The 22,317-nt window shown below is 65.6% G+C and carries 24 protein-coding genes and 1 tRNA gene; 14 read left to right on the forward strand and 11 right to left on the reverse strand.

The features are described from left to right. Positions 1–23: 23 nt before the first annotated feature. Positions 24–605, reverse strand: coding sequence for a DJ-1/PfpI/YhbO family deglycase/protease (locus tag ACJ8FR_RS07000; protein WP_407827911.1), 582 nt, complete (start codon positions 603–605; stop codon positions 24–26). A gap of 86 nt (positions 606–691) precedes the next feature. Here ACJ8FR_RS07000 and ACJ8FR_RS07005 point away from each other — a divergent pair, with 86 nt between their 5' ends. Genes ACJ8FR_RS07005 through ACJ8FR_RS07035 form a run of 7 tightly spaced genes read left to right on the forward strand, consistent with a single transcriptional unit; the run spans position 692 to position 6,953 of the window. Next, complete coding sequence (locus ACJ8FR_RS07005; protein ID WP_407827912.1) at positions 692–1,693, forward strand: DNA topoisomerase IB; 1,002 nt, start codon at positions 692–694, stop codon at positions 1,691–1,693. Positions 1,694–1,725: 32 nt separating this feature from the next. Further along, positions 1,726–2,772, forward strand: a complete 1,047-nt coding sequence (locus ACJ8FR_RS07010; protein ID WP_407827913.1) for a mechanosensitive ion channel family protein — start codon at positions 1,726–1,728, stop codon at positions 2,770–2,772. A gap of 47 nt (positions 2,773–2,819) precedes the next feature. Then, the gene (locus ACJ8FR_RS07015; protein WP_407827914.1) at positions 2,820–3,275 is read left to right on the forward strand and encodes a MaoC family dehydratase; all 456 of its coding nucleotides are present in this window, start codon (positions 2,820–2,822) and stop codon (positions 3,273–3,275) included. Between the two features lie 10 nt (positions 3,276–3,285). Next, complete coding sequence (locus tag ACJ8FR_RS07020) at positions 3,286–4,461, forward strand: acetyl-CoA C-acyltransferase (protein WP_407827915.1); 1,176 nt, start codon at positions 3,286–3,288, stop codon at positions 4,459–4,461. Between the two features lie 26 nt (positions 4,462–4,487). Beyond that, the gene (locus ACJ8FR_RS07025; protein ID WP_407827916.1) at positions 4,488–5,270 is read left to right on the forward strand and encodes a slipin family protein; all 783 of its coding nucleotides are present in this window, start codon (positions 4,488–4,490) and stop codon (positions 5,268–5,270) included. Positions 5,271–5,301: 31 nt separating this feature from the next. Then, positions 5,302–5,553 carry a hypothetical protein gene (locus tag ACJ8FR_RS07030; RefSeq protein ID WP_407827917.1) on the forward strand — a complete coding sequence of 84 codons (252 nt, stop codon included), beginning with the start codon at positions 5,302–5,304 and terminating at the stop codon, positions 5,551–5,553. Then, positions 5,550–6,953: an MFS transporter gene (locus ACJ8FR_RS07035; RefSeq protein ID WP_407827918.1), complete on the forward strand. Its 1,404-nt coding sequence runs from the start codon at positions 5,550–5,552 to the stop codon at positions 6,951–6,953. Before ACJ8FR_RS07030 ends, ACJ8FR_RS07035 begins: the two co-directional genes overlap by 4 nt. Here ACJ8FR_RS07035 and ACJ8FR_RS07040 read toward each other — a convergent pair. Both ACJ8FR_RS07040 and ACJ8FR_RS07045 read right to left on the reverse strand, forming a co-directional pair. After that, positions 6,950–8,179 (reverse strand): polyhydroxyalkanoate depolymerase, encoded by a 1,230-nt coding sequence (locus tag ACJ8FR_RS07040; protein ID WP_407827919.1) that lies wholly within the window; start codon positions 8,177–8,179, stop codon positions 6,950–6,952. The two genes, ACJ8FR_RS07035 and ACJ8FR_RS07040, sit on opposite strands and share 4 nt — an antisense overlap. Before the next feature lie 107 nt (positions 8,180–8,286). Further along, entirely contained in the window at positions 8,287–9,240 is a 954-nt protein-coding gene (locus ACJ8FR_RS07045; protein ID WP_407827920.1) for a hypothetical protein, read from the reverse strand. 131 nt (positions 9,241–9,371) lie between these two features. Between ACJ8FR_RS07045 and ACJ8FR_RS07050 the strand changes: the two genes are divergently transcribed. Beyond that, positions 9,372–11,156 carry an ABC transporter transmembrane domain-containing protein gene (locus ACJ8FR_RS07050; protein WP_407827921.1) on the forward strand — a complete coding sequence of 595 codons (1,785 nt, stop codon included), beginning with the start codon at positions 9,372–9,374 and terminating at the stop codon, positions 11,154–11,156. A gap of 123 nt (positions 11,157–11,279) precedes the next feature. On the opposite strand, the gene ACJ8FR_RS07055 is transcribed toward ACJ8FR_RS07050, so the two are convergent. After that, positions 11,280–11,555 carry a hypothetical protein gene (locus ACJ8FR_RS07055; protein WP_407827922.1) on the reverse strand — a complete coding sequence of 92 codons (276 nt, stop codon included), beginning with the start codon at positions 11,553–11,555 and terminating at the stop codon, positions 11,280–11,282. 60 nt (positions 11,556–11,615) lie between these two features. Between ACJ8FR_RS07055 and ACJ8FR_RS07060 the strand changes: the two genes are divergently transcribed. Beyond that, entirely contained in the window at positions 11,616–11,891 is a 276-nt protein-coding gene (locus ACJ8FR_RS07060; RefSeq protein WP_407827923.1) for a hypothetical protein, read from the forward strand. Between the two features lie 285 nt (positions 11,892–12,176). On the opposite strand, the gene ACJ8FR_RS07065 is transcribed toward ACJ8FR_RS07060, so the two are convergent. Then, entirely contained in the window at positions 12,177–12,623 is a 447-nt protein-coding gene (locus ACJ8FR_RS07065) for a hypothetical protein (protein WP_407827924.1), read from the reverse strand. 5 nt (positions 12,624–12,628) lie between these two features. Continuing rightward, positions 12,629–13,150, reverse strand: coding sequence for a polyhydroxyalkanoate synthesis repressor PhaR (gene phaR, locus ACJ8FR_RS07070; protein WP_407827925.1), 522 nt, complete (start codon positions 13,148–13,150; stop codon positions 12,629–12,631). Between phaR and ACJ8FR_RS07075 the strand changes: the two genes are divergently transcribed. From ACJ8FR_RS07075 to argH, 5 genes are all read left to right on the forward strand, one after another. Further along, positions 13,149–14,219 (forward strand): alpha/beta hydrolase, encoded by a 1,071-nt coding sequence (locus ACJ8FR_RS07075; RefSeq protein ID WP_407827926.1) that lies wholly within the window; start codon positions 13,149–13,151, stop codon positions 14,217–14,219. The two genes, phaR and ACJ8FR_RS07075, sit on opposite strands and share 2 nt — an antisense overlap. After that, positions 14,216–14,800, forward strand: coding sequence for a DNA-3-methyladenine glycosylase I (locus ACJ8FR_RS07080; RefSeq protein ID WP_407827927.1), 585 nt, complete (start codon positions 14,216–14,218; stop codon positions 14,798–14,800). The genes ACJ8FR_RS07075 and ACJ8FR_RS07080 overlap by 4 nt, the downstream gene beginning before the upstream one ends. A 40-nt stretch (positions 14,801–14,840) precedes the next feature. Continuing rightward, positions 14,841–14,917: transfer RNA gene (locus ACJ8FR_RS07085), tRNA-Arg, on the forward strand. An 83-nt stretch (positions 14,918–15,000) separates the two neighbouring features. Beyond that, positions 15,001–15,678: a hypothetical protein gene (locus ACJ8FR_RS07090; protein ID WP_407827928.1), complete on the forward strand. Its 678-nt coding sequence runs from the start codon at positions 15,001–15,003 to the stop codon at positions 15,676–15,678. Positions 15,679–15,755: 77 nt separating this feature from the next. Then, a complete protein-coding gene (gene argH / locus ACJ8FR_RS07095) occupies positions 15,756–17,165 on the forward strand; it encodes an argininosuccinate lyase (RefSeq protein WP_407827929.1) in 1,410 nt (469 codons plus the stop codon). On the opposite strand, the gene ACJ8FR_RS07100 is transcribed toward argH, so the two are convergent. The 5 genes from ACJ8FR_RS07100 to argC are packed head-to-tail and all read right to left on the reverse strand — an operon-like array spanning position 17,154 to position 22,267. Continuing rightward, positions 17,154–18,383 carry an argininosuccinate synthase gene (locus ACJ8FR_RS07100; protein WP_407827930.1) on the reverse strand — a complete coding sequence of 410 codons (1,230 nt, stop codon included), beginning with the start codon at positions 18,381–18,383 and terminating at the stop codon, positions 17,154–17,156. The genes argH and ACJ8FR_RS07100 overlap by 12 nt on opposite strands. Next, positions 18,383–19,234 carry an ornithine carbamoyltransferase gene (locus tag ACJ8FR_RS07105; RefSeq protein ID WP_407827931.1) on the reverse strand — a complete coding sequence of 284 codons (852 nt, stop codon included), beginning with the start codon at positions 19,232–19,234 and terminating at the stop codon, positions 18,383–18,385. The genes ACJ8FR_RS07100 and ACJ8FR_RS07105 overlap by 1 nt, the downstream gene beginning before the upstream one ends. Continuing rightward, positions 19,231–20,109, reverse strand: coding sequence for an acetylglutamate kinase (argB, locus tag ACJ8FR_RS07110; RefSeq protein ID WP_407827932.1), 879 nt, complete (start codon positions 20,107–20,109; stop codon positions 19,231–19,233). The genes ACJ8FR_RS07105 and argB overlap by 4 nt, the downstream gene beginning before the upstream one ends. Then, on the reverse strand, positions 20,106–21,266 hold the full coding sequence (argJ, locus tag ACJ8FR_RS07115; protein ID WP_407827933.1) for a bifunctional glutamate N-acetyltransferase/amino-acid acetyltransferase ArgJ: 1,161 nt from the start codon (positions 21,264–21,266) through the stop codon (positions 20,106–20,108). Before argJ ends, argB begins: the two co-directional genes overlap by 4 nt. Then, the gene (argC, locus tag ACJ8FR_RS07120) at positions 21,263–22,267 is read right to left on the reverse strand and encodes an N-acetyl-gamma-glutamyl-phosphate reductase (RefSeq protein WP_407827934.1); all 1,005 of its coding nucleotides are present in this window, start codon (positions 22,265–22,267) and stop codon (positions 21,263–21,265) included. Before argC ends, argJ begins: the two co-directional genes overlap by 4 nt. Positions 22,268–22,317: the final 50 nt, after the last annotated feature.

Below are 22,317 nucleotides of genomic sequence, written 5' to 3' on the forward strand. Positions count from 1 at the left end.
AGCGGAAATATGTTTCCAGTCCGTTAGGCGGGAACCTCGCGCGGATGGGAGATGGTTTCGACCTCTGGCATGTCTTCAATCAGGTCGACGAGAGCCGCGGTGAACGCCTCGACATCGTCGGGCTTGCGGCTGGTGACGATATTGCCGTCGGTGACCGCGGCCTCATCGACGACGGTTGCGCCGGCGTTGCGCAGGTCGGTGCGGATCGAGGGCCAGCTCGTCGCCTTCCTGCCGCGAAGCAAATCGGCCTCGACGAGCAGCCACGGGGCGTGGCAGATCGCGCCGATCGGTTTGCCCTGCTCGTTGAACGCCCGAATCAATGCGATGACGTTGCCGTGCACGCGCAAAAGATCGGGGTTGCGCACCCCGCCGGGCAGGATGAGCGCGTCAAAATCATCGGCATTGGCATCGTCGACGGTGAGGTCGGGACGGATTGTCCGCCCGGGGTCGTCGTGGACGGTCGCCTGGATCGGATCGAGCTTCAACGAGGCGAGCACGACCTCGGCGCCGCGTTTCTGCAGGATCTCGCGCGGACCGAACAGCTCCCATTCCTCGAAGCCGTCGGTGGCGACGATGAGGATTCGCGAATCGGGAATCAAAGGCATGGGGGTAACTCCTTGGCAATAACAGGAACTCGCCCGCCCGCCGCTCGTCTATGCGCTCCGATGACCCGAGTGAAGCGTGAAGCGCCATGTTGAGGCACAGCAGCGACAGCGAACCGGGCTACACACGCAAGCGGAAGGGCCGCTACTGGGCCTATTACGACGGCGACCAACGAGTCACGGAGCGCGACACGATCGAACGGCTGAACGCGATCGCCCTTCCCCCAGCCTATAAAGACGCCTGGTTCTGCAAGGATCCCGACGGACATCTCCAGGCGACCGGAATCGACGATCGCGGGCGCAAGCAATATCGCTATCATCCGGAGTTCCGCGCCCAGGCCGAAGCGAGCAAGTTCGCCGGCCTTGCACAATTCGGCAAGGCGCTGCCGAAGGTCCGCCGCAAGGTCGACAGGGACTTGAGGAAGCGCGAGCTCAGTCGGGACAAGGTGGTTGCCGCGGTCGTCCGCCTGCTCGACGAGGATTACCTGCGCGTCGGCAACGAGGAATATGCGAAATCGAACAAGAGCTATGGCGCGACCACGCTGCTCAGCCGCCAGGTCCAGGATGACGGCCGCAAGGTGAGGATGCGGTTCAGGGGGAAGAGTGGGATCGAGCAGGAGGTGACGATCACGGATCGTACACTTCGCCAGGTCGTCCGCCAGCTTCAGGAGCTGCCGGGCCAGGCGCTGTTCCAGTACGTCAACGGCGATGGAAACCCGCACCCGATCACCTCGACCGAGGTCAACGACTACATCCGCGAGGCCAGTGGCGGCGACTTTACCGCCAAGCATTTCCGCACCTGGGGCGCGACCGTCCTGGCGTTCGAGCAGATGCTCGACAAGGCCGACAACGCGCGGATCAGCGTCAAGACGATGATCGAGCCGGTCGCCGAGGCGCTCGGCAATACCGTCGCGATGAGCCGCAAGGCCTATGTCCATCCGGCGCTGATCGCGGCGGTGAAGGACAATCCCCGCGACCCGCTCAAAGGTCTGGAGCGGCCCCGAGCGCGCAAATGGATGTCCTCGTGCGAGGTCGCGTTGATTCCATTCCTCAACAAGCTGGTGAGAAAGACGGGCAAGGCCGCCGCTTGATTGCGCTCGCCGTGCCCGCCAAAGACGCACCCATGGGGGTGGATCATCTGACCAGCTGGTTCGACGCCAATCGCGACGGGCTGATGACCGGCGTCGTCGTCGGCGTCGTCATCGTCGCCCTGATGCTCATCCTTCGCGCCTATGGCGAGCGGAGCGTGCGCCGCGACCCGCTCGGCACCGGCTGGCGCGCGGTGATTGGACGGGTGCTGGCCAGGACCGGCATTGCCTTCATGGTCCTCGCCGCCGCCGACGTGGTCGCGACCTATGCCGACCTGCCGCACAAGGCGGCGCGGCTGATCGACATATTGTTCGTCATCGCTTTTGCGATCCAGGGCGCGATCTGGGGCCGCGAGCTGATCCTCGGCGTGATCGGCCGCAAGGTCGCCGAGGAAAATGGCTCGGGGCCGCTCGCGAGCGCTATGGCGATCATCCGCGTGCTGGTCAGCGTCGCTTTGTTCAGCATCGCCGGAATCCTGATTCTCGACAACGTCGGCGTGAACGTGACCGCGCTGGTCGCCGGACTCGGCATCGGCGGCATTGCCATCGGCCTCGCCGCGCAGGGCATCTTCTCAGACCTGTTCGCGGCGCTGTCGATCCTGTTCGACCGGCCGTTCAAGAAAGGCGACACGATCCGCTACGACGGGAGCACCGGCACGGTCGAGCGGATCGGGCTCAAGACGACCCGGCTGCGTTCGATCAGCGGCGAGCAGTTGATCATGGCCAACACCAAGCTGCTCGAGCGCGAGATCCATAATCTCGCCCAGGCGAAGGCACGGCGGATCACCATCTATCTTGCCGTCGGGGGCGATACGTCGGGCGCAGCAGTGGGCAAGGTGGCCGACGCTGCCGCGGAAGCTGTTTCCGCGCAGAAAGGATGCAAGCTGGTTCGTTGCGGCCTCGTGGGGGCCGGTTCGGGCGCGCTCGCTTACGATCTGGTCTACGACGATTCGACGGCGAGTGCCGACGCGCTTGCCGGCAACCGGTCGGCAATCCTGCATGCGCTCATCGACCGGCTTGGCGCCGCCAAGCTGGTGCTCGCCCGCGCCTCCGACCAGCCGCCCGCGCCGCTGCCCTTTTAGGCGCGTCACCCCATTGCAGTCCTATTCACACGCCTGCAAATAGGGGCATGCCGATCGCTAGCTTCGATGAGATCCGCGCCCGTGTCGGCAGCGAGGTTGGAGTCTCGTCCTGGTTGACGATCGATCAGGCGCGGATCGACGCGTTCGCCGAGGCGACCGACGACCGGCAGTTCATCCACGTCGATCCTGCCGCCGCCGCGCGGACGCCCTTCGGGGGCACGATCGCGCATGGGTTCCTCACGCTCTCGCTCCTCTCGCGAATGGCGGCAGACGCGATGCTCATCTCCGAAGGGGTGAAGATGTCGGTCAATTACGGGTTCGACCGCATCCGCTTTCTTGCCCCGGTCCGCTCGGGCAAGCGCGTTCGCGGCCGCTTCACGCTTGACTCGGTGGAGGAGAAAGCGCCGGGGCAATGGCTGTTTCGTCACACGGTCACGGTCGAGATCGAGGGCGAGGACAAGCCTGCGCTCAGCGCGGCCTGGCTCGGCCTGATATTCACCTAAGGAGACTGGAATGCGCGACGCGGTGATTGTTTCGACGGCCCGGACGGGCATCGGCAAGGCCTATCGCGGGGCGTTCAACGCGACGCCCTCGCCGACGCTCGCCGCGCACCCGATCCGCGCGGCCGTCGAGCGCGCCAGGCTCGACCCGGCGGAGATCGACGACGTAATCATGGGCGCGGCGCTACAGCAGGGCGTTCAGACCACGATCGGGCGCACCGCGGCGCTCCGCGCCGGCCTGCCCGTCGAGGTGTCGGGCATGTCGATCGACCGCCAGTGCGCGTCGGGGCTGATGGCCATCGCCACGGCCGCAAAGCAGGTGATCGTCGACCGCATGGATGTCGTCGTCGCCGGCGGCGTAGAAAGTATCAGCCTCGTCCAGACCGGAGAGATGCGGCTGGGGCCGGACCCGGAGCTGTTGAGCATGCACAACGGCGTCTACATGCCCATGATCGACACCGCCGAGATCGTCGGCAATCGCTACGGCATCAGCCGCGAGCGGTGCGACGAATTCGCGCTGCGTTCGCAGCAGCGCACCGCCAAGGCCCAGGCCGAAGGCAGGTTCGACGACGAGATCATCCCGGTCACCGCGAACATGGCGGTGAAGAACAAGGAGACCGGCGAGGTCTCGATGAAAGAAGTGACGCTCACCAAGGACGAGGGCAACCGGGCGCAGACGACGCTCGAGGACCTCGCGAGGCTCGATCCGGTGCGCGGTCCCGAGAAGATCATAACCGCGGGCAATGCGAGCCAGCTCAGCGACGGCGCGTCGGTCAGCGTGGTGATGGAAGCCTCGCTCGCCGAAAAGCGCGGGCTCGAGCCGCTTGGCCGATACATGGGCATGGCGGTCGCCGGCACCGCTCCGGAGGAGATGGGCATCGGCCCGGTGTTCGCCGTGCCCAAGCTGCTCAAGCGCTTCGGCCTCACCGTCGACGACATCGGCCTGTGGGAACTCAACGAGGCGTTCGCGGTCCAGGTGCTCTACTGTGTCGACACGCTCGGCATTCCCGAGGACCGCCTCAACGTCGACGGCGGCGCGATCTCGATCGGCCATCCTTACGGCATGTCGGGCGCGCGCCTGACCGGACACGCGCTGATCGAGGGCAAGCGCCGGGGCGTGAAGCATGTGGTCGTCACCATGTGCGTCGGCGGCGGAATGGGCGCGGCTGGGCTGTTCGAGGTGCTATAAGGGCTGCCGTGCCGCAGGAGCTGACCATGATCCCCACCTACATCGTCCTCGGTGTCGCCCTGCTGTTCCTGCTGGTCAGCTCATTGAAGAGCTTCGGCATCAATCAGGAATATCAGCGCGGCGTGCTGTTCCGCCTTGGGCGGCTCGGGCCGATGAAAGGGCCTGGCTGGTATTGGCTGATCCCGTACGTCGACCGGGTCGTTCGCGTCGACATGCGGACCATCACCTATCAGCTCGAAACGCAGGAGACGATCACGCGCGATGGCGTTGCCGTCAGGGTCAACGCGGTCCTGTGGTTCCGCGCCGATTCCGCGGTTCACGTGGTGACGTCCGTGGAGAATTGGATGTCCGCCACGGTCCAGGCCGCCGAGACCGCGCTTCGCGACGCGATTGGCCAGAGCGAGCTCGACCAGATGCTGAAGGATCGCCTGTCGATCAACAAGCGGATGCAGGACCTGTTGCGCGAAGCGTCGATGAAATGGGGCGTCGAAGTCGATTCCGTGGAGATCAAGGACGTCGACATTCCCGAGCAGATGCAGCGCGCCATCGCCAAGGAGGCCGAAGCGATCCGCGAAAAGCGCGCGCGGATTATCCGCGCCGAGGGCGAGCAAGAGGCGGCGACGAAGCTCTCCCAGGCAGCCGACACGATCAGCGCATCGCCGGGCGCGCTGGAGCTCAGGCGCCTGCAAACCCTCACCGAGATCGGCGTCGAGCACAACAGTACGATCATCGCCATGCTTCCGGTCGAGCTGGTCCACGCCGCGCGCAAGATCGCCGGGCTGCCGGCGGCCGAAACCGAAGCGGGCTGAGCGGGTTAATCGCCGAACAGGAGGTTCCCCAATGCCCGAATCCAACCGCCCGCTGGTCGAACGTATCGCCCGAGTGCTCGCCGGCGCCGCCTTCAGCAGCAACGCCGAGGGCAGCGACCCGTCGGCCGGCGAGAAGGTCGACCTGGCCTGGCACGAACATGTGAACCAAGCCCTGGCCGTGCTTCACACCGCGCGCGAGCCGGACGAGGCGATGGCCGCCGCGGGCGACGAGGAGGTGTGGCGGAACATGGTCGAAGCCGCGATCGCCCAGCACGTCGATTGAGCCCGCGCGACGCCAGCGACGGGGCGCGAGCGCGCAAGGCGGACCCGCGCTGGACGCTCCTTGCCTGCATCCTGGCGTCGAGCCTCTCGTTCGTCGACGGATCGGTGCTCAGCGTGGCGTTGCCCGCGATCCGCGAGAGTTATGGCGCCGGGGCACAGGACGTGCAGTGGGTCGTCAACGCCTACCTCCTGCCGTTGTCGGCACTCCTTCTGCTCGGCGGCGCGCTCGGCGACCATTTCGGGCGCCGGCGGTTATTGCTGATCGGGACGAGCATCTTTGGCGCGACGTCGCTGGTCTGCGCGCTCGCTCCGAGCCTGCCGGTGCTGCTCGCGGCGCGCGCCGCGCAGGGTGTCGGCGCGGCCTTGCTCCTGCCCAACAGCCTCGCGTTGCTCAATGCCGCCTTCTCGGGGCCCAAGCGCGGCCGAGCGGTCGGCATCTGGGCGGCCGCCGGCGCAGCGGCAGCGGCGATCGCGCCGCTGATCGGCGGCTGGCTCGTCGGCACGGTCGGCTGGCCGGCGATCTTCTACATCAACCTACCGCTGGCGCTTGGGGCGATCCTGCTCGCGCTGCGGTTCGTCGCCGAGAGCCGGGAACCGGGCGCCGGCCGCACCGATTATGCCGGCGCGCTGCTCGCCACGGCCGGCCTTGGCGGCCTGACCTATGCGTTGACGTTGTGGTCGGCGACGCGGCACTTCACCAATGCGGCGCTGGCAGCGCTTGCGGCGGGCCTGGCCTTTCTCGCGGCTTTCATGTTCGTGGAGTATTGGCGCGGGCAACGCGCGATGATGCCCCTGACCCTGTTCAGGGGCCGCTGCTTTTCCGGCCTGAACCTACTCACCTTCCTGCTTTACGGCGCGTTCGGTGCGGCGATGCTGCTAATCCCCTACGTGCTGATCACCAGCGGCGGCTATTCGCCGGTCCAGGCCGGCCTTGCGATGCTGCCGCTGCCGGTGCTGATGACATCGATCTCGCCGACGATGGGCGGGCTTGCGGCAAAGATCGGGCCCCGGGCTCCGCTGACAGTCGGCCCGCTGATCGTCGCCGGCGGAATGATGCTTTCAAGCCTGGTCTCGTCCGATAGCAGCTATTGGACGGGCGCCTTTCCGACCATCCTGGTCATGGCCCTGGGAATGACCATCGCGGTCGCGCCGTTGACCGCCTCGGTGCTCGGCTCGGTCGAGGAGAAGCATGTCGCGATGGCGTCGGGCTTCAACAGCGCGGTCGCGCGCACCGGTGGACTGATCGCGACCGCCCTCCTAGGCTCAGTACTGGCGAGCAAGGGCGAACGGCTGTTCGCCGGGTTTCACGCCGCGATGTTCGTGTCCGCCGGGGTAGCGGCGCTTTCGAGCCTGGTCGCGCTGACGATGCTAGGCGGTATCAGGATGAAAAAAGCCGCCTAGCTATTGGCGGCGATGAACTTCTCGACGACGGGCGCGATCTTCTCGCGCCATTTGCGGCCGTTGAAGATCCCGTAATGACCGACGTCTTTGGCCATGAAATATTGCTTCTTCGCCTGCGGTAGCCTGGTCGCGATGTCGAGCGCGGCCTTGGTCTGGCCGATCCCGGAAATATCGTCGCGCTCGCCTTCGATGGCGAGCAAAGCGGTGTCACGGATCGCCGCGGGATCGACAACCCGGCCGCGGTGCTCGAGCTGGCCGTCGGGGAGCAGGTGGCGCTGGAACACCACGTCGACAGTCTGGAGATAGAATTCCGCCGTCATGTCGCAGACCGAGCGATATTCGTCGTAGAACTGACGCGTCGCATCCGCCCCTTCCTCGTCGCCGACCACGAGATGCTTGAACATCTCCCAATGGCTGATGAGGTGCGAGCCGAGGTTCATGGTCATGAAGCCGGCGAGCTGGAGGAAGCCCGGATAAACCTTCCGTCCGGAGCCGGGGTAGATCACGGGCACCGTCGCGACGACATTCTGCTCGAACCAGGCGAACGGCCGCTGCGTCGCGAGCGTGTTGACCGCCGTCGGCGCCTTGCGCGTGTCGATCGGCCCGCCCATCATGGTCAGGGTCTTGGGACGCCACGGGTTCTTGTCCTGATTCATGAGCGCGGTCGCGGCGAACGCGGGAACCGCCGGCTGGCACACAGCCAGGAGATGCGGCCGCTGGCCGGTCCTGGTGCCGATCAGTTCGAGGAACTGAACCAGATAATCGATATAATCGTCGAGGTCGAAGGTGCCTTCGGACAGCGGCACCATCTTCGCGTCCCGCCAATCGGTGATGTAGACGTCGTTATCGGGCAGAAGCCGTTCGACCGTTCCCCGCAGCAGGGTCGCATAGTGGCCCGACATGGGTGCCACGATCAGCAGCGGTCGCCCGGATTCGGCGTCGACCTTGCGGAAATATTTAAGCTGTCCGAACGGCTTGCGAAGGACGATGTCCTCGTCGACCGCGACAATTTTCCGCCCGACCTTAGTCTCGATGATCCCGAATTCGGGCTTGCCGCGCGGCGCGGAGGCGTGGGCGAAGACCTCGAGGCTCGCCGCGACCATCGGTCCCATCGAGCTGTAACCCCAGGGATTGGCCGGATTGTTGAGCCAGCCGGCTCCAAGCCCGGCTAGCTTGCTCGCACCTGCGAGAAAGGAGCGCTGGACCTCATAGGCGTCGTAAAGCATTCAACCTCGCAAAAAGCGCTACCCGTCGAACGGATGTGGCCCCGCTTTGCCCCGCTGGCAAGTTTATGTTGCAGTGCGGTAGGTGGCGCCGGTTGGCGGGCGCTGGCTCAGGAGGCGGTTTCGAGCTCGCCGGCGGTCTGGCGCGGCGCAGTTTCAGGTGATCGCACGGCCTCGCTGTCGACGCTGGTGCGATCCGCGGGAAGAACCTCCACGACCTCGACGATCCGGTAGCGCTCGGAGAGAACCTCGTGGTCCGGGCCATAGGAAGTCTCGAAATCAACCCGGCAGCGCAAGGCGTCACCGGGTCGGATGTCGAGCTCACGGCGATAGAATTTGTCGAGCAGCGTGCCCGGCTCGCTGTTGACCAGTGTCCGCGTACCGCCATGCTTCAGCTGCCACTGCCCGGTCGCCTGATAGTCGGGCATCTCGACCACGAAGATCATGTCGGCCGAACGATTGGTGAGCTTGCGCGCTTGCAACAGCGCGCGGGGCTCGGGAATCGTCTTGCCGAGGTCGAGCTCGGCCGAGCCGTTGTTGCTGCTGATCCGGACCGAAGCGCCCGCGCTCAGTCCAGCTTTCGCCTTCTGCCAGGCGGCAATCGCGTTCACCAGGTCGGCCGACGAGGGCAGCACCGGGTTCGCGGACGTCGTGATCGAGGTCCCCCAGGCAAGCACGCGGATCGCCTGCTGGAGATCGGACAGCTGGTGCGTCGACGAGCCGTCCATCCAGGCGATCATCGCGAGCATTCCGCGCGCGAGGAATTTGAGCACGGAAGCCTCGTCCTCGCCCCGGGTCCCCGAGGCGCGCACGCGAAGCCACATCGACAGGCTGCGCCGTGCCACCTCCTCCAATACCGCAACCGTTTCGATCTGGATTGGCGCCGGCCCGGCCAGTGCGCGATAGGACGCCTCGACCGCATCCTTGAACCGTTGGACCTGAGCGACCTCGGGCGGCCGTCGAGCCGCCCCGTCGGCCATCACCTCCACGACGACGTCGCTGTCGGTCAACTCGGCGAGGAGGTCGCTGAAGCCCGGCCGCTGTGCAGTCTCTTCCGAAGGCATTGGGAACTCGCCTCGATTCGTTAATTCGCCATTTACTACGCTGCGGCGGGCCCGACGCAACCACTTCGAGCGGCGCAAGATCAGCCAAAGGGCATTTGAGGCGAAGGCGGACGGCTGTTAGTGGGCGGGCCATGGCCATCAATTCCGGCAACCGCCCCAAGGGCCGCTCCGTCCGAAGCCTGCGCATGGTGTGGAGCTTTGCGACCCGCTACCCCGGGCACATCGCGGTCGCGGCGCTCGCGCTGCTCATCGCCGCCGCGGCGACCTCCGGCGTGCCCTACGCGTTCAAGCTGATCATCGACAAAGGCTTCGCGGCCGGCGCTGGCACCCGCAGCGATATCGCGCGCTGGTTCGAATATCTGATGGTGCTGGTCAGCATCATGGCGCTGGCGACGGCGGTGCGCTTCTATTTCGTCTCCTGGCTCGGGGAGCGGACGGTGGCCGACATCCGCCTTGCGGTGCACCGAAATATGCTTCGCATGTCGCCCGGATTCTTCGAGGAGAACCGCCCGGCCGAGATCACCTCGCGTATCACGGTCGACACGACGATCATCGAGCAGGTCGTCGGGACCACCGCATCGGTCGCGCTGCGCAACCTCGTGACCGGCATCGCCTGCATCGCGATCCTGTTCGCGCTGGCGCCCAAGCTCGCGGCGCTGATGCTGCTCGGCGTGCCGCTGGTGATCGGCCCGATCGTGTTTCTAGGGCGCCGGGTGCGCGCGGTGTCGACCCGCGGCCAAGACCGCATCGCCGACGTCGGCACCGTGACCAGCGAAGTGCTCGGCGCGATGAAGATCGTGCAAGCCTTCAACCAGCAAGGCCGCGAGGCCTCCCGCTTCGGCGCGGCAGTCGAGCGGGTGTTCGCGACCGCCAAACGGCGGATCTTCCTCCGCGCGATCATGACCGCGGTCATCATCTTCCTTCTGTTCGGCGCGATCATCTGGATCATCTGGCAGGGCGCGATCGATGTCGCCGCCGGCCGGATGAGCGGCGGCACGATCGCCGCGTTTGTCCTCTACGGCGGGTTGCTCGCCGGTGCGTTCGGTGCGCTGTCGGAGGTTTACGGCGACCTGCTCCGGGCCGCGGGGGCTTCGGACCGCCTCGCCGAATTGCTCACAGCCGAGCCCGAGATCAGCGCGCCGGCCAACCCGGTAAAGCTTCCCGAGCCGCCGCTCGGGCAAGTCACGTTCGAGCATGTGACGTTCCACTATCCGACCCGGCGCGAGACTTCCGCGCTCGAAGACTTCAGCCTGACGGTCCGGCCGCGCGAGCGCCTCGCGCTGGTCGGCCCGTCCGGCGCGGGCAAGACGACAATCTTCCAGCTGGTCGAGCGCTTCTACGACCCTGACGCCGGAAGCATTCTCCTCGACGGAGTCGATTTGAAGGATGCGGACCCTGCCGACGTCCGCCGGCGCATCGCGATGGTGCCGCAGGAGACGATCATTTTCGCCGCGTCAGCGCGCGACAATCTGCGCTACGGCAATTGGGACGCGAGCGAGGACGAGCTGTGGCAGGCGGCGCGCGATGCCAACGCCGAGGACTTCCTGCGCGCGCTGCCCGAAGGTCTCGATACCTACATGGGCGAAGGCGGCGCTCGATTGTCAGGCGGCCAGCGCCAACGCATCGCGATCGCACGGGCGCTGCTGCGCGATGCGCCCTTGCTGCTGCTCGACGAAGCGACGTCCGCGCTCGACGCGGAAAGCGAGCGGCTGGTGCAGGATGCGCTCGACCGGCTGATGGAGCAGCGGACGACGATCGTCATCGCGCACCGCCTGGCGACAGTCCGCGCGGCCGATCGAATTGTGGTGATGGATGGCGGACGGATCGTCGAGGAGGGCACGCACGCGACGCTCAGCGGGCGCGGTGGCCTCTATGCGCGGCTAGCGCGCCTGCAGTTCGAGGACCGGGCCGCCTAGGCGTTCGCACCGCCGCCGGTCGGCGTACCGCCGCCGCCAGAGGTTCCGCCGCCACGGCCGCGCGAACTCGTACCCCGCGGACGTGACGATGTGCTGCGTTTGCGGGTCGCCGTTCTGCGAGGCTTAGCCGCTCCCGTCGTGCGTTTCGCCGCCGGTTTGCGCGCGCCGCTGCTGCGCGTCTTTGCCGCCGTGGCCGAGCGCTTCGCCGCTGGTTTGCGGGCGGCCGATGAGCGGCTCGCGGCGCCAGCGGAGGATCTCGCGCGGGTTGAAGTCGATTTCTTCGCGGTCGCGCGCTTCGCCGTCGAGCGCTTCGCCGGGGACTTGCGCGCGCCGCCGCGGCGCGTTGACGGCGACGAGGCCGACCTGGTGCCAGCGCTCGCACTGCCCTCGGCCGTCCATTTGCCGGACATGACGCGCTGGGCGGCTTCGGCGACCGCCTCGGCGATCAGCGAACCGAGCTTGGTCGCGCTGGCCATCACATTGCTTGCGGCCTGGGATGCGGTGTCGGCGGCGTCGAGACCGGCGTCGCGGATCGCGCGGCGCGCCTTCGGGCTCGCACTGATCGCGGCGGCAGCGGCGGCAAGGCCCGCAGCAAGCATTTCCTTGCTCATTGCCGCCTTGGCTAATTTGTCGACAGTATCACTGCCTGAAGAAGAACTCGAAGATCCCTTGCGTGCGGATTTGGCCATCGCTTCAATCTCCCTCCGTTGCGGAAAAGACACTTCAAGCCCGTAACGGTTCCCGAATGAACCCGGAAGCCGGATTCAGATATGTTAAAGGGCACCGCCGCGCAGTGCAGCGGTGCCCTTCGACATGGTCAGCGGCCGAAGGTGTGGCCGTTCGTCAGCAATTACGGCCTACGAACACCCCTCTCCGACCTCTGTGCTGAACCATGAGACATCGGATCACCTCCTTTCGCTGCGTTGAAGCCGAGGGAAAGATGAGTCTTAATTCGCCGAAGCGCAAGACTTGTATTCGCGTGAATAATCGGCACACTCCGCCGCTTCGCGCCGCGTGCCGTCAGACGCGGCAATCCTCGATCACCCGCGCAACCTCCGCCCAGGGCGGGACGACGAGAGGCGGCTGCGTGCCGATGGTGAACGCGACACGCCCGCGGCTCGAGGCGATGGCGTCGAGCAAAGGATCAAAGGCGCCAAGATCAACCGCCAGCCGGCCCGTCGGCGGGTTGAAGATCGAGGCGGTGCTTTGGGTCCGCGAGCTCGTCCAGATATTGATGAAGGGCGCAGCCGCGGACGCGGGTCTGGAAATGGTGACGCGCCGCGTTGCACGTGCGCAATGGATCCACAGCTGCGGACTGCCGGCCAAGTTCGCGAACACTGCCTCGGTCCCATCGGTGGTGGGGGCATACGTCCAATTGCCGGCGATCGGGGTTGCGGTGCTGAAATCCTGTGCATGAAGGGTCGACGCCGCAAGCAGCGCGAACGCCGCGGCAAACCTGAATCTCACGATTGTCAGCGGCTCAGCTTGTCGACTTTGGCCTGGAGCGCGGCAAGCTCGGCCTTCAGCTGGTCCATATCGCTGCTCGTGGATTTGGGTCCGACCTTGGGCTTGCCGCCAAAGGCCTGGGCCGCATCCTCGAACATCGCCATGTTGCGCTTGGCGAGATCGGCGAAGACGTTGGCTCCGAATGCATCCTTGACCGCGCTCTGGTTGCGCTGGAACGCGTCCATCGCGGCCTCGAGATATTGCGGCACGAAATTCTGCATCGAGTTGCCGTAGAGGCCGATCAGCTGCTTCAGAAAATTGATCGGAAGCATCGTCGTTCCGCCGCGCGCTTCTTCGTCAACGATGATCTGGGTCAGCACCTGGCGCGTGATGTCATCACCGGTCTTGGCGTCGACGACCTCGAACTCGCGGCCGTCGCGCACCATTTGCGCAAGCCGGTCGAGCGTGATGTAGGTCGAGCTTTCGGTGTCATAAAGGCGCCGGTTCGCGTACTTCTTGATCGTCACCTTGCCCGATGTCTTGGCCATGCAAAATTCCCCAACCGCGGACGGCGACTTACTACCGGAGCATCCTGCACTGCAACATGAACGCGCGCCAAGGCCGCTGCCGCTGTTTCTCGAATTGGTACGCGAGGTGTCGGCGCGCGACCGGAAGATGGCCGCAGAGGCGCTAACCGGCTTGCGCGCCTATGAGCAGGCACCGCGGCGCCAGCGGCCACCGCCGAAGCCGGAGATCGCGCGAGTCCGCGGTGCAACATTGCGCGACCATGGCGGCGAAGGGGCCCGGGCGGTGCTGGTGCCGTCGCTCATCAATCCGCCCCGGATCCTCGACCTCGACGAGCAGGCTTCGCTGACGAGCGCGATTGCGCGAATGGGGCGGCGCACATTGCTGCTCGATTGGGGAGAAGCGGATCAGCGCGGGGAGCTGTCGGTGACCGGGCACATCGAGGAATTGCTGCTGCCTTTGCTGCGCCGCATCAGCGAGCCGCCGGCATTGATCGGCTATTGCCTCGGCGGGACGATGGCGATTGCGGCGGCGAACCTAGCGCCGGTCGAGTGCGTCGTCACGCTCGCCGCGCCGTGGAACTTCAAGCGCTATCCGCAGGCTTCGCATGCCGCATTGCAGGACATGTGGCGACATTCGCAGGGCGCGGCGAAGAGCCTGGGTGCGCTGCCGATGGAAGTCTTGCAGGCGGCCTTCTGGTCGCTCGACCCGGAACGAACGGTGAGGAAATTCGCGGAGTTCGGGCGGCTCGACCCGGTGAGCGCCGAGGCGCGCCGCTTCGTCGAGCTGGAAGAATGGGCCAACGAGGGCGAGCCTTTGCCTTATCCGGCGGCCAAGGAGCTGGTCGAGGAATTGTTCGGCAAGGACCTGCCCGGCTCGGCCGCATGGCAGGTCGCCGGGCGGCCAGTGTCCGATCAGCTAGCGGTCCCGGCGCTGCATCTCACCGCCGAACGCGACCTGATCGCGCCGCCGCAGACTGTGGCCTCCGGCGAAATCGTCGCCATTCCCTCTGGTCATGTCGGAATGATCGTCGGATCGGCACGGGCCCGGCTTCGCGTCGAATTGGAGGCCTTCCTCAAGGAGCAGCCATGAATGCGCCGAAGCAAAGATGCGAATGGGTCAGCGGAGCCGATCCGCTGATGGTCGAGTATCACGATCGCGAATGGGGCCTGCCCATCCACGACGATCGCAAGCATTTTGAATTCCTCGTGCTCGAAGCGGCTCAGGCTGGGTTGAGCTGGTCGACGGTCCTCAAGAAGCGCGAAGGCTACCGCCGGGCTTTCAGCGACTTCGACCCCGAAAAGGTTGCGCGCTACACCGATAAACGAATTGAAAAACTGCTGCTCGATCCGTCAATCATCCGCAATCGGATGAAGGTTGGCGCCGCCGTACGCAACGCACGTCGGTTCCTTGCCGTCCAGGAGGAGTTCGGGAGCTTCGACGCATATGCCTGGCGCTTCGTTGACGGCCACCCCAAGGTCAATCGCGCCAAGACAACGAGCGACATTCCAGCGACGTCACCGCAGTCCGACACCTTCAGCAAGGACCTCAAATCCCGCGGCTTCGGCTTTGTCGGTTCGACGATCATTTACGCCCACATGCAGGCGGTCGGGATGGTCAACGACCATTTGGTCGATTGTTTTCGGTACCGGGAGGTTCAGCGGCTCGCCTAGCCTTGCCGCTAGGAGATGGCGTCGCTAAGTCGCCCCTCACGCACCCGTAGCTCAGCTGGATAGAGCGCTGCCCTCCGAAGGCAGAGGCCACAGGTTCGAATCCTGTCGGGTGCGCCACTCTTCCGAATGTGCGATTTCGTCAGGTCCTGATTAACTGCAGGATCAAGGCACAATGTTGAGCGACCGATGGGGGAAGCGCGATGGACATTCACCTGCCCAAGCCGCTGCATGGCTGGCGCCAATTCATGGGCGAAGTGGGTGTCATTGTTCTCGGCGTCCTCATCGCAATCGGCTTTGGGCAGATCGTCGAGCAAATTCATTGGGCCGGCGAGGTGCGCGCGGGGCGATCCGCGCTAAAGACCGAAATGCAACAGCCTAACCGGGTTTTTGCCTACCGCGTCGCGGCCCAACCATGCATCGCTCGCCGGCTGGACGAGATCAACACACTGGTCGAGCAAGCGGCGAAGCACGCGCCCGTGCCGCGCGTCGGACCGGTGATACCCGACATCGGCAATGCGCTTAACGACAATGTTTGGGAGACCTACCGCGCCTCGCAGACGCTTGCCCATTTCAGCGACGATGACCTGGGGTTGCTCGGCGTCTACTACACCCAGCTAGGGAATATTCGGCGTTTCGTGGGCGAAGAAAACCGCGACTGGGGCGTGATCGGGGTGCTTGAGGGTGACCCGGCGCGTCTGGGACCAGTGGACATCGCGGGCATCCGCATCGCTATCCAGAATGCGCGTTTCGACAATTCAATCATTGCCGCAATAGCTGCTGAGGAGCTGGGTTATTCGCAGCGCTTCGGAGTTTCTCCCCCGAAGGCTAATTCCAGCCGCCTCAAGGAGGTGTGCGCGCCGCTGCGCGTGACGGCTTGAACGGCCGCGAAGAAAGGCGCGGCAGTCGCGTGCGCCAGCGGTTTGACCCCCACCCTCGCGCATGGCAACGCGCCGTCATGGGCGACGAGCCACCTTCCGAGCGCAATCCACAGCGGACATGGGGCGGCCGCTTCGGGACGAAGCCAGCCGAGCTGATGACGCGCATCAATGCGTCGATCGGCTTCGACAAAAGGCTGTGGCGCGAGGATATCGCCGCCTCCAGAGCCCACGCCGCGATGCTGCGCGATCAGGGCATCATCGCCGAGGCCGACGCGGCGGCAGTCCTCGAAGGGCTCGACCAGATCGTCGCGGAATATGAGCGCGACGGTGTGCCGGAGCAGCTCGAGCTCGAGGACATCCACATGACCGTCGAGCACCGCCTCGGCGAGCTGATAGGCCCCGCGGCCGGGCGGCTGCACACGGCTAGATCGCGCAACGACCAGGTCGCCACGGACTTCCGATTGTGGGTGCGCAATGCGTGCGAAGAAGCAATCGACGCGATTCGCGCCCTGCAGCGCGCACTCGTCGAGCGCGCGGAGAAGCATGCCGAAACGGTGATGCCCGGCTTCACGCATCTGCAAGTCGCGCAGCCGGTGACGCTCGGTCATCATTTGATGGCCTATTACGAGATGCTGCGGCGTGACGTGTCGCGCTTCACCGACGCGCGAGCACGCATGAACGAGTGCCCGCTCGGCTCGGCCGCGCTCGCCGGCACCGGCTTCCCGATCGACCGCCAGGCGACAGCCGATGCGCTCGGTTTTGAGCGGCCGACGGCGAACAGCCTCGACAGCGTCTCCGACCGCGACTTCGCCCTCGATTATCTATCGGCGGCGGCACAGTGCGGCCTGCACTTGTCGCGCCTCGCCGAGGAGCTGATCATCTGGGCCAGCGCGCCATTCGGCTTCGTGAAATTATCGGACCAATTCTCAACGGGCTCGTCGATCATGCCGCAGAAGCGCAACCCCGACGGGGCCGAGCTGGTGCGCGGGCACAGCGGGCGGATCATCGGGGCGCTGACCGCGCTGATGGTGACAATGAAGGGCCTGCCGCTCGCTTATTCGAAGGACATGCAGGACGACAAGGAGCCGGTGTTCGAGGCCCGCGACCTGCTGATCCTGTCGCTGGAAGCGCTCGCTGGCATGGTCGAGACGGTGGATTTCGAGGCCGAACGGATGCGCGCGGCGGCGGCGCAAGGCTATTCGACCGCGACCGACCTTGCCGACTGGCTGGTGCGCGAGGCGGACGTGCCGTTCCGCGAAGCGCACCACATCACCGGGCGCGCCGTCAAAGCGGCCGAAGAGCACAACTGCGACCTCGCCGATCTTCCGCTCGACGCTCTTCAAGCTATCGATCAGCGGCTCGACGAGCGCGTATTCGACGTTCTCAGCATCGATGCTTCAGTGCGCAGCCGAACGAGCTACGGCGGGACCGCTCCTGAGCGCGTCCGTGAGCAAATCGCAGCGGCGAAGGAAGCGCTAGGACTTTAGCCGCCGCGCCCGTTGCGCCAGCGTGCGCAGCCGCAGCGCATTCAGCCGGATGAAGCCCGCCGCATCGCGGTGATCGTAGTTGCCGCTGCCTTCCTCGAAGGTGACCAGGTCCTGGTCATAGAGCGACTCCTCGCTCTCGCGGCCGACGACCGTCGCATTCCCTTTATAGAGCTTCATGGTGACGCGGCCGCTGACATGCTCCTGGCTCTTGTCGATCGCCGCCTGGAGCATCTCGCGCTCGGGCGCGAACCAGAAGCCGTTGTAGATCAAGCTCGCGTAGCGCGGCATCAACTCGTCCTTGAGGTGCATCGCGCCGCCGTCGAGCGTGATGCTTTCGATCCCGCGATGCGCGGCGAGGAGGATCGTGCCGCCAGGTGTCTCGTAAACGCCGCGCGATTTCATTCCGACGAAGCGGTTCTCGACCAGGTCGAGCCGGCCGATGCCATTGTCGCGGCCGAGCTGGTTGAGCTTCGTGAGAAGCGCCGCAGGTGATAGCGTCTCGCCGTCGATCGCGACGGGATCACCGCGCTCGAAATCGATCGAAATCACGGTCGCTTTGTCAGGTGCGTTCTCAGGCGAAATAGTGCGCTGGTGGACATATTCCGGCGCTTGGGCGGCCGGGTCCTCGAGCACCTTCCCTTCCGACGACGAGTGCAGCAGGTTCGCGTCGACGGAGAAAGGCGCTTCGCCGAGCTTGTCCTTGGCGATCGGAATCTGGTTCTTCTCGGCGAAGTCGAGCAACTGCTCGCGGCTCTCGAACTCCCATTCCCGCCACGGCGCGATGACCTTGATGTCGGGCTCGAGCGCATAATAGCCGAGCTCGAAGCGGACCTGGTCGTTGCCCTTGCCGGTCGCACCGTGACAGACGGCATCCGCTCCGACCTGACGCGCGATTTCGATCTGGCGCTTGGCGATCAGCGGCCGCGCGATCGACGTGCCGAGCAGATAATCGCCCTCGTACTGCGTGTTGGCGCGGAACATCGGGAAGACGAAGTCTCGGACGAACTCCTCGCGCAGATCGTCGATGAAGATGTTCTCGGGCCGGACTCCGAGCATCTCGGCCTTGGCCCTGGCCGGCGCGACCTCCTCGCACTGGCCGAGGTCGGCGGTGAAGGTCACCACCTCGGCGTCATATTCGGTCTGCAGCCATTTGAGGATGATTGAGGTGTCGAGCCCGCCCGAATACGCGAGCACGACCTTCATTTTCTTGTTCGCCATCAGCCTTCCAAGATCCAGAGCATGGCCCCGCGCGCGGTGTGCATCCTGTTCTCGGCCTGGCGCCAGACCGCCGAACGCGGGCCATCGATTACGGGCGCGGTGACTTCCTCCCCGCGACGCGCGGGCAGGCAGTGCAGGAAGCGCGCATTAGGGGCCAGCGCCATCAGCGCCTCGTCGACCTGGTACGGCTCGAACAAAGAGCGGCGTTCCTCATTGTCCTCACCGCCCATCGACACCCAGACGTCGGTATAGACGATTTCCGCGCCTTCTACGGCCTCGGCGGGATCGATGACCTGCCGAACGTCGGGCGCATTGCCGAGCCCATGACCTTCGGGGCTGGCGATGGTGAACTCGGCACCAACCAACTCGCAGGCTTCGGCTAAAGAGCGCGACACGTTGTTGCCCTCGCCGATGAAGGCGACTTTAACGCCTTTGAGGCGGCCGAGCAGTTGTTTGACTGTCAGCAGGTCGGCGAGCGCCTGCAACGGATGGTCCGTTCCCGAGAGCATGTTCAACACCGGCGCGGCGTTCACCCGCGCCATTTCCTCGAGCAGGCCGTGGTCGAACACGCGGCCCGCAATGATCGCATGGTAGCAAGCAAGCGTGTGCGTCACGTCGGCCACGCTCTCGCGTGAGCCGATGCCGAGCTCGGCCGGCTGGAGATAGACCGGGTGCCCGCCGAGCTGCGCTACCGCCAGCTCCATCGAGTTGCGCGTGCGCGCGCTCGGCTTCTCGAAATAGAGCGCGACGCCCTTGCCTTCGAGGATGCGCGGATACGGCTGCTCCGAGGCAGCGAGAATCCACTCGAGATCGCCTGCAGTCAGGTCGCGGATCGACAGCAGGTGCCTCACCAGCTCTTCTCCTTGCGGACCATGGTCCCGACGCCATGATCGGTCAGCAGCTCGATGAGCAAGCTGTGGTGCACCCGCCCGTCGATGATGTGGGCGAAGTTGACGCCCTGGTCGACGGCGTCGGCACAGGCCTGGAGCTTCGGGATCATGCCCTTGCCGACGCTCTCATGCACAAGCCGCTCGCGAAGCTCGGCGGACGTCAGGCGCGGGATCAAGCTGGTCTCGTCCTTCGCGTCCTCGAGCAGGCCCGGGACGGCGGTGAGATAGACGATCTTTTCCGCGTTCATGGCGACGGCGATCGCCCGCGCCGCCTCATCGGCGTTGACGTTGTAGGGCTGGCCTTCGGCGTTCGCTCCGACGGTCGAGATGACCGGCGTCAGTCCGTCGTCGAGCAGGCGGTGGATCAGCTCGGCGCGAACGCCGGTGACATTGCCGACGAAGCCGAGCTTCGGATCGGCCGGCGTCACCGTCAGCAATCCTGCGTCCTCGCCCGAAACCCCGACCGCGACCGGCTCATCGCCCGCCTGGCTGTTGATCGTGGCGACCAGGTCGCGGTTGATCTTGCCGACCAGCACCATGCGGACGATTTCGAGCGTCTCGGCATCGGTCACGCGGAGCCCGTCCTTGAACTCGGGTTCCTTGCCGACGCGGCGAAGCATGGTGTCGACCTGCGGCCCGCCGCCGTGCACCAGCACGCAACGCACGCCGACGCTGCGCAGCAGCAGCACGTCCTGCGCCAGCGCGAGGTCGCTTTCGCGGTCGATCGCGGCGCCGCCGAGCTTCACCACCACCGACTTGCCGGCGAACTGGCGGATGTAGGGCAGCGCCTCGACCAGCACGGTCGCGATCTCGGACGGCATGAGAACGATCTTCATGAGGTCTTGCTATTCTCTTTGATGTAGCCGGGGCCGAGGTCGATCCCAATCATCTTGGCGCTGCCGTGGCCTGCCCCGAGATGGACTTCGATGTCGACCTCGTCGCCCATCATGTGCTCGGCGAGCGCCGTCCCGTCATGGTCGATTGCGACGCCGCCGGCCGCGACGACGATCCCGCCATAAGCTACGCGCGACTGGGCGACGCTCATGTCCACGCCTGCTGACCCTGCCGCCGCCATTAGCCGGCCCCAATAAGGATCGCCGCCGTACCAGCTGCATTTGACGAGGTTGTTCTCGACGATCGACTTGGCCGCGATCCGCGCTTGGTCGTTGGTATGCGCCCCCGTGACGGTCAAATGGGCCATGCGCGTCATCCCTTCCGCGTCGCGCGCCATCTGCATCGTGAGGTCGCGGCAGGCGGCAAGCACGGCGTTGGTAAACTCGTCGTGATCGCACTTGCCGCGCTTGCCCGAGGCGAGCAGCATCGCCGTGTCGTTGGTCGAGGTCGCGCCGTCGACGTTCAGCGTGTTGAACGTCGCATCGGACGCCGCCTTCAGCGCCTTCTGCATCAGCGAGCGCGGAACGTCCGCATCGGTGGTCAAAAAGGCGAGCATGGTCGCCATGTTCGGCGCGATCATCCCGCAGCCCTTGGCCATTCCGCCAAGCGTGAACGTCGAGCCTTTGATCACCACCTCCTTTGCCTGGTGATCGGTCGTCAGGATCCCTCGCGCGGCGTCGTGCGCGCCTTCGACGGACAGCTTTTTCACGAGCCTGGGTACGTGAGACAGGATCGGATCCATCGGCAGCGGCGTTCCGATGATTCCGGTCGAGCAGACCAGCACGTGCGAATTGGCGATGTGGAGCGCTTCGCCTGTCGCCGCGACCATGAGCTGGGCATTCTTGTACCCGGCCGCGCCGGTCCCGGCATTGGCGTTGCCCGAGTTGACGAGAACCGCGGCCGCCTGCCCGCCGTTCGCCTGCAATGTCGCTCGGCCGAGCTCGACAGGCGGAGCAGCGAACTTGTTCTGCGTGAATACCGCCGTGCACGGCACCGGCCGCCGGTCCTCGGTGGCGATCATCGCCATGTCGAAGCGCCGTTTCTTGATTCCGGCGTGGAGGCCCGACGCGACGAAGCCTTCGGCAGCAGTGACGCTCACGGGTACACTCCGACGGTGGTCAGCCCGGCGTCTTCATCGAGTCCGAGCATCAAATTGGCACACTGGATCATCTGGCCGGCCGCGCCCTTGCCGAGATTGTCGAGCGCCGAGAGCGCGATCACGCGTCCGGTGCGCTCGTCGTAGCGGGCGGTCAGCTGAACGCCGTTCGAGCCGGTCACCCACTTCGTGGCCGGAGGCTGGTCGGTGACATGGATGAACAGCTCGTCGGCATAAGCCGCGCGCAGCACCTCGAGCGGATCGCACGCGGCCGGCGCCTCGCCGTAACAGGTGGCGAGGATGCCGCGGGTCATCGGCACCAGGTGCGGGGTGAAAAGGACCGTGCCGTCGATCGCCATTTCCATTTCGGCCGTGTGACGATGGTTGAGCAGGCCGTAGGCGGTGAAGCTGCCGTCGACGGCGCTGAAGGCGGTGGATTCCTTGGCTTCGCGGCCGGCGCCGCTGACGCCGGAGGCCGCATCGACGATCAGACTATCCGGCTTGAGCAGGCCGGCGTCGACCAAAGGCTTGAGCGCGAGGATGGCCGCCGTCGCGTAGCAGCCGGCAGCAGCGACGGCCTTGGCGCTCTTTATCGCGGCCCGGTTGAGCTCGGGGATGCCGTAGACGAAGCCAGCGAGCAGCTCCGGCGCCTCGTGCGCGTGGCCGTACCAGCGCTCGTAGGTGGCCGCATCGTCGAGCCGGAAGTCTGCGCCAAGATCGACGAAGGGAATGTTCCTGTCGAGGATCGTTGCGGCAATGCCCTGACTGTGTCCATGCGGCAGCGCGGCGAAGACGAGGTCGACGTCATCGAACGTGCCGTCGAATTTTTCGATGACGGCGTCGGGATAAGCGGCGGCCAAGTGCCGATGCACCGCGCCGAGCGGCTGCCCCGCCTTGCTCTCGCCCCACAGCTTCGCGGGCGCGAGCTCGGGATGCGCGACTACCAGCCGCAGCAGCTCGCCGCCGACATAGCCTGAGACTCCAAGGATGGCCGTCCGAATCATGAGAGGCGCGGCTATCGCCGTATTTGCATATTTATGCAAGTATGTGCATA

This window comes from Sphingomonas sp. (assembly GCF_045810705.1).
Lineage (GTDB): Bacteria > Pseudomonadota > Alphaproteobacteria > Sphingomonadales > Sphingomonadaceae > Sphingomicrobium.